General features: G+C 31.2%; 17 protein-coding genes and 1 pseudogene. 10 read left to right on the top strand and 8 right to left on the bottom strand.

The genetic code is table 11. The features are described 5' to 3' along the window. From H2279_RS00005 to H2279_RS00020, 4 genes and pseudogenes are all read right to left on the bottom strand, one after another. Positions 1-1,194, bottom strand: a pseudogene (locus H2279_RS00005) (methyl-accepting chemotaxis protein); the annotation flags it as partial. A gap of 115 nt (positions 1,195-1,309) precedes the next feature. After that, a complete protein-coding gene (locus tag H2279_RS00010) occupies positions 1,310-1,819 on the bottom strand; it encodes a DUF2393 family protein (protein WP_137623343.1) in 510 nt (169 codons plus the stop codon). Further along, on the bottom strand, positions 1,819-2,349 hold the full coding sequence (locus H2279_RS00015; protein WP_137623347.1) for a DUF2393 family protein: 531 nt from the start codon (positions 2,347-2,349) through the stop codon (positions 1,819-1,821). The genes H2279_RS00010 and H2279_RS00015 overlap by 1 nt, the downstream gene beginning before the upstream one ends. A 19-nt stretch (positions 2,350-2,368) precedes the next feature. Beyond that, complete coding sequence (locus H2279_RS00020) at positions 2,369-3,436, bottom strand: prohibitin family protein (RefSeq protein WP_137623342.1); 1,068 nt, start codon at positions 3,434-3,436, stop codon at positions 2,369-2,371. A 240-nt stretch (positions 3,437-3,676) separates the two neighbouring features. On the opposite strand from H2279_RS00020, the gene H2279_RS00025 reads away from it, so the two are divergent. The 10 genes from H2279_RS00025 to H2279_RS00070 all read left to right on the top strand — a co-directional run bounded on the left by H2279_RS00025 (position 3,677) and on the right by H2279_RS00070 (position 13,534). Continuing rightward, a complete protein-coding gene (locus H2279_RS00025; RefSeq protein ID WP_137623341.1) occupies positions 3,677-3,883 on the top strand; it encodes a tautomerase family protein in 207 nt (68 codons plus the stop codon). After that, complete coding sequence (bcp, locus tag H2279_RS00030; RefSeq protein WP_337195177.1) at positions 3,880-4,338, top strand: thioredoxin-dependent thiol peroxidase; 459 nt, start codon at positions 3,880-3,882, stop codon at positions 4,336-4,338. Before H2279_RS00025 ends, bcp begins: the two co-directional genes overlap by 4 nt. Then, the gene (locus tag H2279_RS00035) at positions 4,338-5,411 is read left to right on the top strand and encodes an epoxyqueuosine reductase QueH (protein WP_337195178.1); all 1,074 of its coding nucleotides are present in this window, start codon (positions 4,338-4,340) and stop codon (positions 5,409-5,411) included. Before bcp ends, H2279_RS00035 begins: the two co-directional genes overlap by 1 nt. A 78-nt stretch (positions 5,412-5,489) precedes the next feature. Then, complete coding sequence (gene fabZ, locus H2279_RS00040; RefSeq protein WP_137623338.1) at positions 5,490-5,930, top strand: 3-hydroxyacyl-ACP dehydratase FabZ; 441 nt, start codon at positions 5,490-5,492, stop codon at positions 5,928-5,930. Then, a complete protein-coding gene (gene lpxA / locus H2279_RS00045) occupies positions 5,930-6,715 on the top strand; it encodes an acyl-ACP--UDP-N-acetylglucosamine O-acyltransferase (RefSeq protein ID WP_337195179.1) in 786 nt (261 codons plus the stop codon). Before fabZ ends, lpxA begins: the two co-directional genes overlap by 1 nt. Next, positions 6,715-7,938 carry an ATP-dependent Clp protease ATP-binding subunit ClpX gene (gene clpX, locus H2279_RS00050; RefSeq protein WP_171000066.1) on the top strand — a complete coding sequence of 408 codons (1,224 nt, stop codon included), beginning with the start codon at positions 6,715-6,717 and terminating at the stop codon, positions 7,936-7,938. The genes lpxA and clpX overlap by 1 nt, the downstream gene beginning before the upstream one ends. Before the next feature lie 14 nt (positions 7,939-7,952). Continuing rightward, on the top strand, positions 7,953-8,993 hold the full coding sequence (locus tag H2279_RS00055; RefSeq protein ID WP_337195180.1) for a rod shape-determining protein: 1,041 nt from the start codon (positions 7,953-7,955) through the stop codon (positions 8,991-8,993). Next, the gene (gene mreC, locus H2279_RS00060; protein WP_337195181.1) at positions 8,983-9,732 is read left to right on the top strand and encodes a rod shape-determining protein MreC; all 750 of its coding nucleotides are present in this window, start codon (positions 8,983-8,985) and stop codon (positions 9,730-9,732) included. Before H2279_RS00055 ends, mreC begins: the two co-directional genes overlap by 11 nt. 101 nt (positions 9,733-9,833) lie before the next feature. Next, the gene (carB, locus tag H2279_RS00065) at positions 9,834-13,103 is read left to right on the top strand and encodes a carbamoyl-phosphate synthase large subunit (protein ID WP_337195182.1); all 3,270 of its coding nucleotides are present in this window, start codon (positions 9,834-9,836) and stop codon (positions 13,101-13,103) included. A gap of 8 nt (positions 13,104-13,111) precedes the next feature. Continuing rightward, the gene (locus H2279_RS00070; protein ID WP_137623332.1) at positions 13,112-13,534 is read left to right on the top strand and encodes a Sua5 YciO YrdC YwlC family protein; all 423 of its coding nucleotides are present in this window, start codon (positions 13,112-13,114) and stop codon (positions 13,532-13,534) included. Here H2279_RS00070 and H2279_RS00075 read toward each other — a convergent pair. Genes H2279_RS00075 through H2279_RS00090 form a run of 4 tightly spaced genes read right to left on the bottom strand, consistent with a single transcriptional unit; the run spans position 13,520 to position 17,925 of the window. After that, positions 13,520-14,503, bottom strand: coding sequence for a transaldolase (locus tag H2279_RS00075; protein ID WP_337195183.1), 984 nt, complete (start codon positions 14,501-14,503; stop codon positions 13,520-13,522). The genes H2279_RS00070 and H2279_RS00075 overlap by 15 nt on opposite strands. Further along, complete coding sequence (serB, locus tag H2279_RS00080; protein WP_337195184.1) at positions 14,503-15,126, bottom strand: phosphoserine phosphatase SerB; 624 nt, start codon at positions 15,124-15,126, stop codon at positions 14,503-14,505. The genes H2279_RS00075 and serB overlap by 1 nt, the downstream gene beginning before the upstream one ends. Further along, complete coding sequence (locus tag H2279_RS00085) at positions 15,126-15,650, bottom strand: chemotaxis protein CheW (RefSeq protein WP_137621902.1); 525 nt, start codon at positions 15,648-15,650, stop codon at positions 15,126-15,128. The genes serB and H2279_RS00085 overlap by 1 nt, the downstream gene beginning before the upstream one ends. 4 nt (positions 15,651-15,654) lie before the next feature. After that, entirely contained in the window at positions 15,655-17,925 is a 2,271-nt protein-coding gene (locus H2279_RS00090) for a hybrid sensor histidine kinase/response regulator (protein WP_137623329.1), read from the bottom strand. Positions 17,926-17,928: the final 3 nt, after the last annotated feature.

Here is a 17,928-nt window from a genome sequence, read left to right on the forward strand (position 1 = left end):
GATGATTTTGCCCATTTGTCCTAATTCGTCATTGCTATGGATTTCTATAGTTTGAACATCTTTAGTTTCATGATTTAAGAAGCGGAAGAAATTTTGTAAATAATGCAAAGTCATACTGATTTTACTGCTTATTATTTTTCTAACGCAAATATAAATAACGCCTAAAACTATCACTAAAAAGATAATAGCAATTATAATAATAGAAAATTGTAATTTATATACGGGAGCTAAAACCGATGAACGCGGTGTCGTTACTAATATACTCCAGTGACTTGAATCATTAAGTGTGCTAAAGGATACCACAGAAGCATAGCTTAAAAATCCTGTGGAAGTAAGAAAATCATTCATAAGTAAATCTTTATGCCCCTTAATCGCTTCTACGATAGGTTTAACAGAAGGAGAATGATTATAATCACTTATTTTTTCTAAAAGTGCTTTAGGATTTTCATGTATAATAAATCTTGCATCATCCGAGAAAAGGATTCTTTGATCGCCTTCATGAAAATTTAATTTTGGATCCAATAAAGTTTTAGACATTTCTGAAAATTCTAGAGAAAAACCTAAAGATCCGATATATTTTCCACTTTTATTGAAAAGCGGTACAGCAAAATTTATTCCTAGGAATTCGCCATGCCCATAGTTTAATTTCATAGGTTTTCCGAATTCAACATGAGGATTATTAAAATCGGCATTTTTTTCAAGTTTTTGCAAAACAAGAGCACTTTGATAAAGATTTTCATAAGGAGTTATTTTTATTCCACCGGCACTTCCTAGAGTTGAATCGTAAAAAATCATTGATAAGGTGCCGTCTTTATTTAAGAATTTGTCTTTATCGCCGCCAACAAGTATTGAAGGATCTTTTAAATATAAAAAAGCATAAGTGGTATGAATGCTACCATCTAAAGTATTTTTAATTAAATTCTGTACTATGTTAGTATTAACTTGTCCATCATCTTTTATTATATCTTGAATCGCCATATCTGTAGTATTTGAAAGCACTATAGGCTCGTTAAGTGCAGATTGCATATAGTTTATATATCTTTTTGAAGCTATTGTAATGGCTTCTTCAGCTTGTTTTTCCATATTTGAAGAGACTTGTAAAGATATGAAAAAAATCATTATTGCTAATCCTATGATGATGCTTATGGCAGCACATAAAATCAGTTTTGTGCCAATATTTAAAGATTTAAACATCTTTTAATCCTTTCGTAAAAATAATTTAAATTTTGCAAATGGATATAATATCTATATTTATTTTAAAAAAAAATAATTAAAAGGTAATAATAAATACTTAATAGTAAATTTTATTTTAAAAACATTTAAAAGTATGATAAAATTCTACATCATTAAAGCTTGGTGGAAATGGCACTGAAGCTGAAAAATTTTTGTAAGTATTTCCAGGAAGATTATCTATAATTTCTATAGTGTAAGAAACACTCATATTTTTCATTTTAGCATTTCGGATATTTTTATCGTCAAAAATATCTCCACTTACATGTTGTTTATTGAATATATTAAGCATTAAATAGCATTTTTTAATATTGAATCGAGTTAAATTTTCTACTTTTCCATTAATGATAACGCTTTCATTTCTTAAATCTCTAGTATAGGATAAATTATCAAGTTTAGCTTGAACGGTAAATTGATTGATGGTTAAAAAAATAGAGTAAATTAATAATGCGGAAAAAATAGTATTGATAGTATAAGCCATTAAAGCTATTTCTTTTTGTTTTATCTTTAAAAAAATTAAAACACAAATTAAAACAAAACAAACAATTATAACAATAAAAGCGAATAAGTGATAAATTGTAAGTTGCATTAAAAACACTCTGAAGCTAGATGTATGGTGAAGTTATTTTCATATTGAAAATTCTCAAAGGCAACTCTTTGAAATTGAGTTGTATTTTTCTTTAAGTTTTTTACTTCAGCACTTTTTTGTCTATAAGGTATAAATTTATTTTTATATCGATTGATAAAATTATCTTTTGGCGAGACATTTTTAAAAATTTTTGTTGTAATTTTACATTCTTTAAAATCATGTTTTGAGGTATTGCTTATATTAAAATCAACAATTAAATCTCCAGAGGTATGTAGCATTCTTTGAGATATAATTTCAAGAGTTCTACTTCTTGCCTCGTGATCTATTATTTTAAATCCAAAAATAAAGACTATGAAGCAAAAAATTAAATTTAAAGCAATGATAAAAAGCGCTATAACTGGTCTATGGCGTAAAAAAACACATAAAAGCGAAACTCCGGTGAAAAGAAAAAAAATAAACAAAATGAGCATATAATCTACCAAATATAAATGAGTGGTATAAAAAAGCACTATTTCTCTTATTTTTTCTATCACCGTTTTTTCCTAAAAATTATTGAAAGGAGCTTTGTTTTTTAGCATCTTTGGTATCAACCCAAATATTAGGCACAGCTCCGCCAGGTGTTAAGAAAATTTTAGCATCATTATTGATTTTTAAAGCCTCGTTAAATTCCTTTTGTGTTTCTATTTGTTTTAAAGTCAATAAAGAATTATTTAAACTATTGGCGATTTCTTTATTAGAATAAGCTTGTGCATCGGCTTGAATTTTAACAGCTGTGGCCTTACCCTTAGCACTGATAATAGTTGCATTTGCTTCACCCTCTGCTAAAGCCGCTTTTTTCAATGCTTCTTGATTAGCTCTTTCAACTTCATATTTTGCTCTTTCTGCTTCTTGCTTGGCAATTTGAACACGTTCTATTTGTTCTTTTACTTTAGAAGGCAAGATGATTTCTCTTAATTGAACTGCACGAAGTTCAACAGGTTTGTTTGGTTGAGCAGATATGGTTTTTCCTATTCCTTCTTCAATTTGTGCTGCTATGGTATTACGATTAGTAGGCAATTCTTCGGCTGTATATTTTCCTACGACACTTCTTACAACATCACGCACTACAGGATCAATAATTTTATTTTCCCAGTTTAATCCCCAAGTGGCAATGGTTTGTGGTACTTGAGAAGGGTTTAAGCGGTATTGCACTGTTACATCTATAAATACAGGAAGTCCTCTTGAGTCTAAAACAGAAATACTGTTTTTATTGATAACGCCTGATCCAGAACTTAAATTTTCATTAGCACCTTCAAAAGATGCATAATTGATTTGTCGTATTCTTGTATCAATAATAGTGATTTTTTGAATAAAAGGTAAGAAAAAATGAAGTCCTGGAGCGATAGGTTCGGGATCGTATTTACCTGTATTTGATTTGATTCCCATTTCTCCAGAGTTAATCACCACAAAAGGTTTGATGAGTATAATAAATATGATTAGTATTGCTATTGTATAGACAAAGGGTGAAATTTTTCCAAAAAATTTAAAATCAGACATTTTGAAATTAAAGTTTTTTTGATTATTTTCATTGGAATTTTTATTTTTCTTATTAAAATAATCATTTAAATCAGCTGGCATTTTTTTCCTTAATTTTGATTTTTAAAAATTTAGGACTCAATTCTATCAAAAATAAACTAACAATAAACTTTTAATAATATTTTAAATTCGGTTGCATTAAATGCAAATAATTAAGAATTAAGCTTGATTTAATTTAGTAAAGCTTGAAATTTTTATAAAAATAACTACAGATTTTACAATGATTAGTATTGTTTTATTTTATTAAATTTGAAATAATTACAAAAATTAAAAGGAGAAAAAATGCCAATTGTAAATATAAAATTAGCTAAACCCGCATTAAGCAAGGAGAAAAAAGCTGAACTTATAGCTGATATTACTCATCTTTTAAGCACAAAATATAATAAAAATAAAGAAAGAGTAGTTGTAATGATAGAAGATGTAGAAAATTATGATATAGGATTTGGTGGAGAGAGTGTAGAGCAAATTAAAGCAAAGGCTGCAAAATGAGTGATTTAAAAATAGGAGACAAAGCTCCCGAATTTGAGCTTTTAAATCAAGATGGAATTAAAATAGCACTCAAAGATTTTATCGGAAAAAAAGTGATTTTGTATTTTTATCCAAAAGATAATACCCCAGGTTGCACAACAGAAGCGTGTGATTTTAGTCAAAATTATGATCGTTTTGGCGATAAAAATGCTGTGATTTTAGGAGTAAGTCCAGATAGCACCTCTACTCATGAAAAATTTATCTCTAAATTTGATTTAAAACATATTTTATTGAGTGATAGTGAAAAAGAAGTGGCAAAACTTTATGGAGTTTGGGGGCTTAAAAAAAATTACGGCAAAGAATACGAAGGCATTATACGTTCGACTTTTGTGATTGATGAAAATGGAAAAATTATGCAAATTTATAGCAATGTTCGCGTAAAAGATCATGCTTTAAAAGTGCTTGAAAGTCTTTAATGCTTGTACATATTTGTTGTAGCGTAGATAGTCACTATTTTATAGAAGAGCTAAGAAAGGCTTATCCTAAGGAAGAAATTATAGGTTATTTTTATGATCCTAATATCCATCCTTTAAGTGAATATGAATTGCGATTTTTAGATGTTAAAAGAAGTTGCGAGAAGCTAAAAATCAAGCTTTATAAAGGTGAATATGAGTATGAGAAATGGCTCAATGCTGTGCGTGGATTTGAAGATGAGCCAGAGAAGGGTGCAAGATGTAAGATTTGTTTTGATTTAAGAATGAGGTCTTGTGTAGAATTTGCCGCTAAATTAGGACAAAAAAAACTTACCACTACGCTTTTAACAAGCCCAAAAAAAGATTTAGAACAATTAAAAAACGCTTTACAAAAAGAATGTGAACCTTACGGTATAGAATTTTTAGCTCCAGATTTTCGTAAAAATGGAGGAACACAAAGACAATTTGCTTTAGCTAAAGAACAAAAACTTTATCATCAAAATTATTGCGGGTGTATTTATGGACTGAAAAAACAAAAGCAGGATAAAAGTTTTATTGATGAATTGATGTCTCCGATTAATGGACAAATTTTGCCCGCAAGTATAGAATCTAGAATAGCTTTTTATAAAAAAATTAAAACTCTTGAAAAAAAAGGAAAAAAATTTGAAATCAAAAGAGATAAATTTTTAAATTACCGACTTTTAAACGCTTTAGTAAAATTGGATAAAAAACCAATTAAATCATATATTTTATTTTATTCTCATTTTAAAAATTCTTATACAAAATTGAGCGTAGAAAAAGATAAAGTCGATTTTTATGTCAGTTTTAAAGATGAAATTAATTTTTGGAGTTTTAAATATTTTAATTCTTTATTAAAAAATAAATTTAAGACTTTTGAAGAGTTTTTAAATAAGCCTTTAAAAATCAATCAAGAAATCAATTTACGCCACAAATTATTTAATTCTTATAATCTCTCTCCCGTGATTATCTTAGATCAAATTCATCAAGGTCGTTATGAAATTTGTGCCAAAAGTGAAATTTATTTTGATACAGAGGAAAAAATTCTTTTAATTTAAAAATAATTTTTATGCTTTTGTTAGTATTTTTTTTGTAAAATTTTAATTTTCATAGAAGAAAACACATGAGGGCTTTAAATGATAAATGTATCGCAAATTCAAGAAATTTTACCACACCGATATCCTTTTTTATTGGTCGATAGAATTGTTGATTTAAAGAAAAATGAGATAGTTAAAGGATACAAAAATATCAGCATTAGTGATCCTGTTTTTTTAGGTCATTTTCCAGATCATCCTATTTATCCAGGTGTTTTAATCTTAGAAGGAATGGCACAAACGGGTGGAGTGTTGGCTTTTGAAAGTATGGATGATAAGGTAGATCCTAAAAGTAAAGTTGTATATTTTACCGGCATTGATGGAGCAAAATTTAGAAATCCAGTGCGTCCAGGAGATCGACTTGATTATGAAATGAAAGTAGTGAAAAATCGTGGTAATATGTGGGTTTTTAAAGGTCAAGCTTTTGTGGATGAAAATTTAGTTGCAGAAGCTGAACTTAAAGCGATGATTGTGGATAAGTAATGACAAAAATTCATCCTAGTGCAGTGGTAGAAGAAGGTGCAATTCTTGGTGAAGATGTTACAATTGAAGCCTATGCATATGTAAGTAAAGAAGCAAAAATAGGAAATAATGTTACCATAAAACAGGGAGCTAGAATTCTTTCGGATACAACAATAGGAGATCATTCTAGAATTTTTTCTTATGCTATTGTGGGCGATATTCCTCAAGATATTTCTTATAAAGATGAGCAAAAAAGTGGTGTTATTATAGGTAAAAATGCAACCATAAGAGAATTTGTAACTATTAATTCGGGCACAATAAAAGGAGATGGCTTTACACGTATAGGCGATAATGCTTTTATCATGGCTTATTGTCATATTGCACATGATTGCATTTTGGGCCATAATATAATTTTAGCCAATAACGCAACTCTAGCAGGTCATGTGGAACTTGGAGATTTTTGCGTCGTTGGAGGTTTAACACCTATTCATCAATTTGTAAAAGTAGGAGAAAGTTGTATGATCGCAGGTGCGAGTGCTTTATCTCAAGATATCGTTCCTTTTTGTTTGGCTGAAGGAAATCGTGCTAGCATTAGAAGTTTAAATTTAGTAGGCATACGCCGCCGTTTTGATAAAGATGAAGTGGATGTTTTAAATAAAGCTTTTAAATCTCTATTTAGAAAAGGGAATTTAAAAGATAATGCCCAAGAGCTTCTTGAAAACACACAAAGTGAGAATGTTAAAAAAATGTGTGATTTTATTTTGACAACAAAGCGTGGAATTCCAGTATATAAAGGTAAAAAATAATGCCTAGAAAATGTAGTTTTTGTAATGAATTTGAAAATTCTCAAAGAAGAATTTTGGAAAATGGTGATCATAATTCTTTTATTTGCGAGTGTTGTGTTGAGGCAGCTTATAATATTATTTTTGGAGAAGAAAAAGAGACTAAAGAAAGTGAGCAAGGGCACAATATTAATTTTAATGATATGACGCCAAAAATTTTAAAAGAGTATCTTGATCGTTATGTGATCGGGCAAGAAAGAGCTAAAAAAGTTTTTAGCGTGGGTGTTTATAATCACTATAAAAGATTATTTAGATCAAAACTCGACGGAGATGATACAGAGCTTTTTAAATCAAATATTTTACTGGTCGGTCCAACTGGAAGCGGTAAAACTTTGCTTGCACAAACTTTGGCCAAATTTTTAGATGTGCCTATAGCAATTTGTGATGCAACGTCTTTAACTGAAGCGGGTTATGTTGGTGAAGATGTTGAAAATATACTTACACGTCTTTTACAGGCTGCTGATGGAGATGTTGAACGTGCTCAAAAAGGTATTGTTTTTATTGATGAGATTGATAAAATTGCAAGAATGAGTGAGAATCGATCTATAACTAGAGATGTAAGCGGAGAAGGGGTGCAACAAGCCTTACTTAAAATCATAGAAGGTAGCCTTGTAAATATTCCTCCAAAAGGTGGGAGAAAGCATCCTAATCAAGATTTTATCCAAATAGATACATCAAATATTTTATTTGTTTGCGGTGGAGCTTTTGATGGCTTAGATCTTATATTAAAACGCAAGTTAGGTGATAAAGTTGTAGGTTTTTTTGATGATAATACTCAAGAAAATAAAGCCTTACTTGATAAAATCGAACCGGATGATTTAGTTCATTTTGGCCTTATACCTGAATTAATCGGGCGTTTGCATGTTATAGCATCTTTAAATGAACTTGATGAAGATGATATGGTAAGAATTTTAACAGAGCCAAAAAATGCTATTGTTAAGCAATATCAAAAACTTTTTGCAATTGACAATGTGAATTTAAAATTTGAAGATGAAGCCTTAAAAGAAATTGCTAAGTTGGCTTTAGAAAGAAAAACTGGTGCTAGAGGACTTAGGAGTATTATAGAGGAAATGATGGTGGATTTAATGTTTGAATTACCAGAATATAAAAACTATGATATTATTATTACAAAAGAAGTTGTAAGAGATAATGCTAAAGCATTATTGATTAAAAAGAAAATAAGCTAAAATAAAGGAATATAATGATTTTAGATCAACTTATAGGATTTTTTTCGAGCGATATGGGTATAGATCTTGGAACGGCTAATACTCTTATTTTGGTTAAAGATAAAGGCATTGTTATCAATGAGCCTTCTGTTGTTGCGGTTGAGCGTGAAAAATACAGCGCTAAAGCCAAAATTTTAGCCGTAGGAAAAGAAGCTAAAGATATGGTGGGCAAAACTCCTGGCAATATAGAAGCAATTCGTCCAATGAAGGATGGAGTGATTGCTGATTTTGACATTACTGAAAAGATGATCCGATATTTTATTGAAAAAACACACAGAAGAAAGTCTTTTTTACGCCCTAGAATTATTATTTCAGTTCCTTATGGTTTAACTCAAGTTGAAAGAAAAGCGGTTAGAGAAAGTGCTTTAAGTGCTGGAGCTAGAGAGGTATTTTTAATAGAAGAACCTATGGCAGCAGCTATAGGAGCGAATTTACCCATTGATGAACCTAAGGGAAGTTTGGTTGTAGATATTGGTGGTGGAACGACAGAAATAGGGGTCATTTCTTTAGGCGGACTTGTGATTTCAAAGTCAATCAGAACAGCCGGTGATAAATTGGATATGAGTATTGTAAATTATGTTAAAGAAAAATATAATTTAATTATTGGAGAAAGAACAGGTGAAGAGATAAAAATCACAATAGGTTCAGCTATTCAACTTCCAAAAGAGCTTTCTATGGTAGTTAAAGGTCGAGATCAAGTGAGTGGGCTTTTAAGTCGTATAGAGCTTACTAGTGAAGATATAAGAGAGGCAATGAGAGAGCAGCTTAAAGAAATAGCAGATGCCTTAAAAATGGTTCTTGAAATGATGCCACCTGATTTAGCAAGTGATATTGTAGAAAATGGAGTTGTTTTAACTGGCGGCGGAGCCTTAATCCGTGGTCTTGATAAATATCTTTCAGAAATTGTTCGTTTGCCAGTATATATTGCCGATGAACCACTTTTAGCTGTTGCTAAGGGAACAGGTAAAGCATTAGAAGAAATTTCAATTTTGCAACAGCTAACTAATGAAGAATAAACTTATTTTTATTCTTATTTTATTTTTTTTAATCTTTATATCTTTTTATTATGGAGGGTTAATTAAAAAAAATGTTCTTTTTGTAAATGATGTAGTTATAGAAAAATTTTATGGAATTAAGGATTTTATTTCCGAAGAGTTTTCTAAGCATTTTAATCAAGCAGAACAAATCGAAAAACTAAAAGCTAGAAATCAAGAGTTAGAGTATATGGCAGTTTTAACTACAAGCTTTGCCAATCAACTCAACCGAATTTTAGAAGATAAAAATTCAACCAAATATTTACCTCAAGTTTCTTTAACAAGAGCTATTTCTTATGTAAGCTTAAATGATTATAAGAGATTATGGCTTGATTTTGCTAGAGTTCCACCTGATAAAAATAAAGGTTTAATCTATCAAGGATATACAGCGGGTATTGCTATCAATAAAAATGATAGAGCTATGGCAATTTTGCAAGGTGATGAAAAATGTGTTTTTGCAGTTTATATAGGAAAAGATAAAATTCCAGGACTTCTTCAAGGTGAAAATGGTAAGGTTGTGGTTAATTTTATTGCAAAATCTGCCAAAATACATATAGGAGATGAAATTTTAACCAGTGGGCTTGATAATATATTTTTTTCAGATGTTCCAGTGGGCAAAGTAGTGGCAATTAGCAATGGAGAAATTTATAAAAGCGTTGTGGTAAAACCTTATGTTAAAATCAATATCCCTGCTTATCTTTATATTGTCGATAGTGTATGATTAAAGATATTTTTTCTTCTAGAAATTTAAAAAAAATATATTAAAACTCAATGTAAAATTTGTTATAATTAGGGCTAAATTACGCTACTTAGGAAGGATTTATGCCAAAAAGAACCGATATAAAAAATATTTTACTTATAGGAAGTGGTCCTATTGTGATAGGTCAAGCTTGCGAGTTTGATTATTCTGGGACTCAAGCAGCTAAAACCTTGAAAGAATTAGGTTACCGTATAGTGCTTATTAATTCTAATCCTGCGACGATTATGACAGATCCAGAATTTGCAGATGCAACTTATATAGAACCTATTACAAAAGAAAATATTTTAAATATTATTAAAAAAGAAAAAATTGATGCTATTTTACCTACTATGGGTGGGCAAGTAGCACTTAACGTCGCTATGGAAGTTTATGAAAGCGGACTTTTAGGAGATGTGAAATTTTTAGGGGCAAATCCTGAAGCGATTAAAAAAGGCGAAGATCGTCAAGTTTTCAAAGAGTGCATGAAAAAAATTGGTATGGATTTGCCAAAATCGATGTATGCGTATAATTATGATGAGGCCTTAAAAGCTGTTGATGAAATTGGTTTTCCTTTAATGATCCGCGCTTCTTATACTTTAGGTGGTGCTGGAAGTGGCGTTGTTTATAATATGGATGAATTTAAAGAACTTGCTAATATGGCCTTAGCTTTATCTCCTATACATGAAATTCTTATAGAAGAAAGTTTGCTTGGATGGAAAGAATATGAGATGGAGGTTATACGCGATAAAAATGATAATTGTATTATTGTTTGCAGTATAGAAAATGTCGATCCTATGGGGGTGCATACGGGCGATAGTATTACCGTGGCACCTGCTCTTACTTTAACTGATAAAGAATATCAAGTTATGCGAAATGCTTCCTTTGCTATTTTACGTGAAATCGGAGTGGATACTGGCGGTTCAAATGTGCAATTTGCTGTCAATCCAAAAAATGGCAGAATGATAGTGATAGAAATGAATCCAAGAGTTTCAAGATCGAGTGCTTTAGCAAGTAAGGCAACGGGATATCCTATAGCAAAAGTAGCGACTCTTTTAGCGGTTGGTTTTACCTTAGATGAAATAAAAAATGATATCACAGGAACTCCGGCTAGTTTTGAACCTGTGCTTGATTATATTGTTACAAAAATTCCTCGTTTTACTTTTGAAAAATTTCCAAACGCAGATACAACTTTAGGCACAGCAATGAAGAGTGTAGGTGAGGTGATGGCCATAGGTCGCACTTTTAAAGAGAGTATTCAAAAAGCACTTTGTTCTTTAGAGCGATCTTTAAGTGGATTTGATGAGATTAAATTTGAAGATAAGAATGATCTTATATTTAAAATTCGCAATCCTAATGAAAAAAGATTGCTTTATGTTGCACAAGCTTTTAGAGAAGGATTTGATATAGAAGAGCTTTATGAGTTAAGCAGTATAGATCCTTGGTTTTTAGCTCAAATTAAAGAAATTGTAGATTTTGAAAAACAAATCGATATGGATATTTTAAATGATAAATTTCTTTTAAGAAAAGCAAAAACTATGGGCTTTTCTGATAAGATGATCGCCTTGCAAGTTAATTTAAAAGATAATTTAGAACTCAGTCAAAATGATATTTATTATGCAAGAATGAAACATAAAATCATAGCAGAATTTAGCGAAGTGGATACTTGTGCAGGTGAATTTAAAGCCTTAACTCCTTATTTTTATTCTAGTATCAATGTGAGTGAATTAACTCAAAGTAAGCAAGAATCAAGAGATAAAAAAGAAAAAAAAGTTATGATTATAGGGGGTGGGCCAAATCGTATAGGACAAGGGATAGAATTTGATTATGCTTGTGTGCACGCTTCTTTTGCCTTAAAAGATATGGGCATAAAAACCATTATGTATAATTGTAATCCAGAAACTGTTTCAACTGATTATGATACGAGTGATATTTTATATTTTGAACCTATTGATTTTGAACATTTAAGAGCTGTGATTGAGCGAGAAAAACCTGATGGAATTATTGTGCATTTTGGCGGTCAAACTCCATTAAAATTCGCTAAGCGTCTTAGTGCTTTTGGTGCAAAAATTATAGGCACAAATGCAAGAGTGATTGATATGGCTGAAGATAGGAAAAAATTTGCTGAATTTATTGAAAGAATAGGCATTAATCAGCCTAAAAATTCGACAGCAATTACCGTAGAAGAAGCAGTGCTAAAAGCGAGTGAAATTGGTTATCCGGTTTTAGTTCGTCCAAGTTATGTTTTGGGTGGTAGAGCCATGCGTGTAGTGAGCAATGAATCCGAACTTCGAATTTATATGCAAGAAGCGGTAAGTGTAAGTGATAAAAGTCCGGTTTTAATTGATCAATATTTAGACAATGCTACAGAAATTGATGTGGATGCAATTTGCGATGGAAGAGATGTTTATATTGCTGGAATTATGGAGCATATTCAAGAAGCAGGAGTTCATTCTGGTGATAGTGCTTGTTCTTTGCCGCCTTGCAATATAGATGAAAAAATGCAAAATTTAATTGCAGAAAAAACAGCAGATATAGCTTTAAATTTGGGTGTTGTTGGACTTTTAAATATCCAATTTGCTATTTACAATAATGAACTTTATATCATAGAAGTTAATCCTAGAGCGAGTCGAACTGTGCCTTTTGTCAGTAAAGCTACAGGTCTTCCTTTAGCTAAAGTAGCAACACGTGTGATGTGGCAAGGTGATCTAAAAGAAGCTTTAAAATTTTACGATCGTTTTAAAATTATTGATTTTACACGAAAAATTTTACAACCTAAAGCTTTAAAATATGTTAGCGTAAAAGAAGCGGTTTTTCCGTTTGCAAAACTAAGCGGTAGTGATTTAGAACTTGGACCTGAAATGCGTTCTACTGGTGAAGTAATGGGAATTAGTAAAGATTTTGCTAATTCTTTTGCAAAAAGTCAAATTGCATCGTTTAATCATTTGCCAGAAAACGGAGTTGTATTTATTTCTTTAAAAGAAAAAGATAAAAAGTATGCTAAAAAAATGGCTGCAGAATATACTAAATTAGGCTTTAAGTTAATGGCAACGAGTGGAACTTGTAAAGAAATACAAGCGAATGGCTTTGACTGTGAGCTTGTACATAAAATTTCTGAAGGTCGCCCAAATGTTGAGGATAAATTAAAAAATGGTGAAATTAATCTAGTGATTAATACAAGCGATAGTCATAGTTTTCAAGGAGATACTAAAAAAATCCGTGAAAATATCATACGCTTTAAAATTCCATATTTTACTAATTTACGTTCTGCTTTAGCGGGTGCTAAGTCGATCAAAGCTATACAAGGAAAAACTTATTTGGAAATAAAAAGCTTACAAGAGCACTTAAAAGTTTAAAATATTTTATGATCTATTTAGCGCAAACAGATACAACAGCTGGTTTTTTAAGTAAAAATTTAGAAGAAATAAATGCCTTAAAAGGCAGGGCTAAAAATAAGCCTTGTCTTATCACTTCAGCAAAATTTAGCGAGTTGCAAAATCTCACAAGGGTGCCAAAAGGTTTTAAAAATTTGGTGCGTCGTGCTAAGAAAACTACTTTTATTTATCCTAATAATCAAGCCATCCGTATTGTTAAAGATTGTAAGCATGCTGAATTTTTATTTCAAAATGGTTTTTTTTACTCGAGTTCTGCCAATAAACATGGAAAGAAATTTGATGAAATTTGGGCTAAAAGTGTAGCTGATGTGATTTTAGATAAAGTTTTTTTTGAAAGCACTCCCTCTAAAATATTAAAAATCAGAGGGAGTAAAAAGTTAAAAATCCGATAAAGCTTTTAAAATTTCCTCAAAAGCTATGCAAAATTGTTCTAAACCTTCTTTCAATAAAACATCATAAGATTGTTTCAATTCATCCTCTGCGATTATTTGATCAAGTTGTGTTTTAATTTCTGTATTATCCAGTGGATTTTTAAAATCAAATTTCCAATCAAAAGCTTTAATGGCATCAAGTGGAGCAGTATTTACGCTATTTTCAAAAAGAAGTTCTTTAATATAATAATCTTTTGATAGATCATCTCCTTTTACTCCAGTGCTAGCAAAAAGTGCGCGGATATTAGGTTCATTTTGACTTACAATGTGATTATAGGCTAAATTTGCATTTAAGATGCCTATGCGATTTTGTTCTTTTGCTTTTGCATTTAAGAGTCTATCAAAACGACTCACAAAGATACTGATTATAGCTTTTGGAGTGTTTAGATTTCCTTTTAAGTGGGCTTGAGATTTTCTAAAATCTATCAAGCCTTGGTTAAGAGCTTCAAAGCATTGTTTATTTTGTTCTTGTGAAAAAATCAGCGTCGCATTGACATTGATACCATTTTTCATGAGTTCATACATGACTTCATAAGAAGCTTTGGTTGCTGGGATTTTAATCATAACATTTTCTTTAGCAATGGCTGTATAAAGTTTTTTTGCTTCTCCTAAGCTTAAAGTAGTGTTATCATAAAGCCTTGGATCTATTTCTATACTGATAAAACCATCATTTTTTTGATAAAATAAAGGAGCGAGTTTATCAGCGGCTTTTTTGATATCATAAATGGCAAGTTCTTCGTAAATTTCTTTTACTTTTTTGCCTTTTAAAACAGCGATTTTATTTTGATAAACTGGAGAATTTAAAATAGCATTTTTAAAAATTGCTGGATTAGAAGTCGCACCATTAATCCCAAAAGATAATAGGTTTAAAAAATCATGATCTAAAAAACTATTTTCAATAAAATCACACCACAAAGAAAATTTTTTCATTATATAGCCTTTATTATTTCTTTTAAATCTTTTTTGTTTATGCAAATATCGGCCTTAGATTGCAAAAGTTCATTAGCACAAAATGCAATTTTTAAGCCACTTTCTTCAAACATAGCGATATCATTAAAGCCATCTCCAACACACATAACTTCTTCATTTTTTAAACAAAGCATTTTTTTGAGTTTTTGAAGCATCAGTCCTTTAGAATTTAAAAACATCATTTCTCCACCTACACATCCAGTGAGAATATCGTTTTTATGATGTAAATGATTGGCAAAACCTACATCAATATTTAACTTTTGCATTGCCGGATTAATTCCTTCGTAAAAACCACCACTAAAAATAGCTAAAAATATGTTTTTGGATTTTAAAAATTCGCAGAGTTCATAGGCTCCATTCATCAATGGAAGTTTTTGTCCTATTTTTAAAACTTCTGTATAAGACATGCCTTTAAGATAAGATGCTTTTTTAATAAGAATTTCAAAAAAATCAAGTTGTTCGTTAGAATTTGTGTAAGTGATATTTTTTACTTTATCACCTACACCATAAGAATCAGCTAAGATATCTATAGTTTCGCCATCCATTAAAGTGGAATCAAAATCAAAAATACAAAGCTTTATCATCAAAATTCACGTTTAAGTAAGGCTTCAACCTTTAAAATGGTTAAGATATTCTCATCTCTTTTACCTATACCGTATATCATACCTTTTTCTTTAAGTAAAGTTTCAGGTGGCGGATCAATACGGTTTCTATGAATTTTAATAGCCTCTGTTAATCTATCTATGACAAAACCCGCATTTCCAGAAGCATTGCTACCTGCATCAGTTGAACCTCTTAAAACAATATAGCGAGTTTGAGGAGTCATTTTTGAGCTACCCAAATGAAAACGCTGTGCTAAGTCAATAAGTGGCATAACATTACCACGCATATTAAACACACCTAGAACATAATCAGGCACACTTGGAACCCTTGTATATTCTATAGGTTTAATGATTTCTTGAATATTGAGGATTGGAATAGCGTATTCTTCATCTCCAACCACAAATCCAACAAGTTGAATAATATCATCTTCTTTTTGATCGATATCAGGACCAGCTATCTGAGTTTGCTGTTTTTGCAATATTTGCTCTAATTTTTCATTACTCATATTCTTATCCTAGTTTTAAATTTTTTCTCACCACATTTTCCAAATATTCTGGAGAATAAGGCTTCGTAATATATTCAGTCATACCTACTTCCACTCCTCTTAAGCGGTCTGTTTTGCTTGTCCTAGAGGTTACAGCTATAAGTGGTAAATTGCGATATTTAGAATATTTTCTAATTTCAGCTGCTAAGGTATAACCATCCATTCTTGGCATTTCAATATCTATAAGCATAGCATCAATATCGTGCTCACCAGATTTTACAATATTAAGTGCTTCAGCTCCATTTGTTGCTTCGATCAAGCTTACTCCAAGTGGTTCTAATGCTTTTTGCATTAAAGTTCTATCCATTTTAGAATCATCTACGATTAAAACTTTATAATCACTTGGTTGTTCTTTCACTTTTTTAGAACTGGCTTCAAGTTGGGCTTTAATATCAACTTTAATTTCTTTAGCCATATCCATCATAGCACCCACGTCGATGATCAATGTTACTCTACCATCGCCACGTATTGTAGCTCCAGCTATACCTTGGATATTTTGTAAGTATTCTCCCATAGATTTGATAACAATTTCTTCTTGTCCTACGAGTGTATCTACTATAATACCAAGCTTACTTTCAGCCACACCGATGACTACAACATAGGTTTGATCACCACTTTCAAGTACTTGTTTAACACCAAATACATCAGAAAGTCTCACAAGAGATAAAACTTCATCTCTTAAGCGTAATACATTTTTACCTTCAATAGTATAAATATCATCAACCGGCACTCTAACAGTTTCAAGAACACTTGCCAATGGAATAGCATAAAATTCTTCTTGAGTTCCAACAAGTAAAGATTGGATAATAGCCAAAGTAAGAGGAATTTTAAGTTTAAAGGTACTTCCTTTACCTAATTCGCTATCAATTTCAATCACACCATTGAGTTTTTCAATATTGGTTTTAACAACATCCATTCCAACGCCACGTCCAGAAACATTGGTAACCTTAGCTGCAGTTGAAAAACCTGGTTTGAAAATAAGTGCAAAGGCTTCTTTGTCGGTCATTTGATCTGCTTCTCTTTCTGTGATCAAATTTTTCTCCATAGCTTTTGCTTTTAAGCCATTTGGATCAAGCCCTTTACCATCATCGGTAATTTCAACAACTATATGATTTCCTTCGTTGTAAGCTTTAAGTTGAACGATACCTTTTTCAGGTTTGCCATTAGCTACACGAGTTGCTGGATCTTCTACTCCATGATCGCAAGAATTTCTAATCATGTGCATGATTGGATCGCCGATTTCTTCAACAATAGATTTGTCAAGCTCTGTTTCTTCACCAGAAATTTCAAGTTCTATTTGTTTGCCAAGCTCACGACTTAAATCACGAACAACTCTTGGGAATTTATTGAAAACTTTCGCAATAGGTTGCATCCTAGTTTTCATAACCGCTAATTGAACATCGGTTGTGATAATGCTAAGCTGACTTACAACTTGATTGAGTTCTTCAAGGAATTTTTCACCTTCATAACGCTCTTCAACATCATCATAAATTTTAAGTAAGCGGTTTTTACCAAGAACAAGTTCTCCAATTAAATTCATCAAATGATCTAATCTTTTAACTTCAACACGAATGGTTTGATCCATACCTCCACCGCTACTTGATGCTGGAACTTTCTTTTCACCACTTTCTGTTTTTTGTGGAGCTTGTGTTGTTGGATTTTTCTTTTTTTGCGCACGACGTGCTTGATCTTCCGCTTTTCTTACTTTTAGCAATCTTTCAATTTCAGCTTCTACTTCAGAATCGCTTAATTGATTAACATCTACTTCTGGTTCTTGCACAGGTTCTTCTTGAGGAGTTTCTACTGGTTTTTCTTCTACTGGTGCTGAATTTCCAGCTGGAGATTCTCCTTCAGAAATAGCAGTCAATCTTGTGCAAATCGGCTCTATATCCATACCTATAGCTGTATCATTTCCATTATCACGGATAGAGTTAAGTAGAGTTTTCATCCTATCGATGGATTCTAAAACTACATCCATAATATCTGGAGTGATTTTTAATTCCCCATGTCTTGCTTTATTTAAAACATCTTCCATGTGATGAGTTAATTTTGTCAAAACATCAAAATTTAAAAAGCTTGAAGAGCCTTTTACTGTGTGTGCAACACGGAAAATTCTATTAAGTAATTCTAAATCTTCTGGATTTGATTCAAGTTCTACCAAATCATGGTCGATTTGCTCAACTAGCTCAAAAGCCTCAACTAAAAAGTCTTCAAGTATTTCTTGCATATCTTCCATATT

Source organism: Campylobacter sp. B0100352/1, from assembly GCF_020135855.1.
GTDB classification, from domain to species: Bacteria; Campylobacterota; Campylobacteria; order Campylobacterales; family Campylobacteraceae; genus Campylobacter_D; species Campylobacter_D taeniopygiae.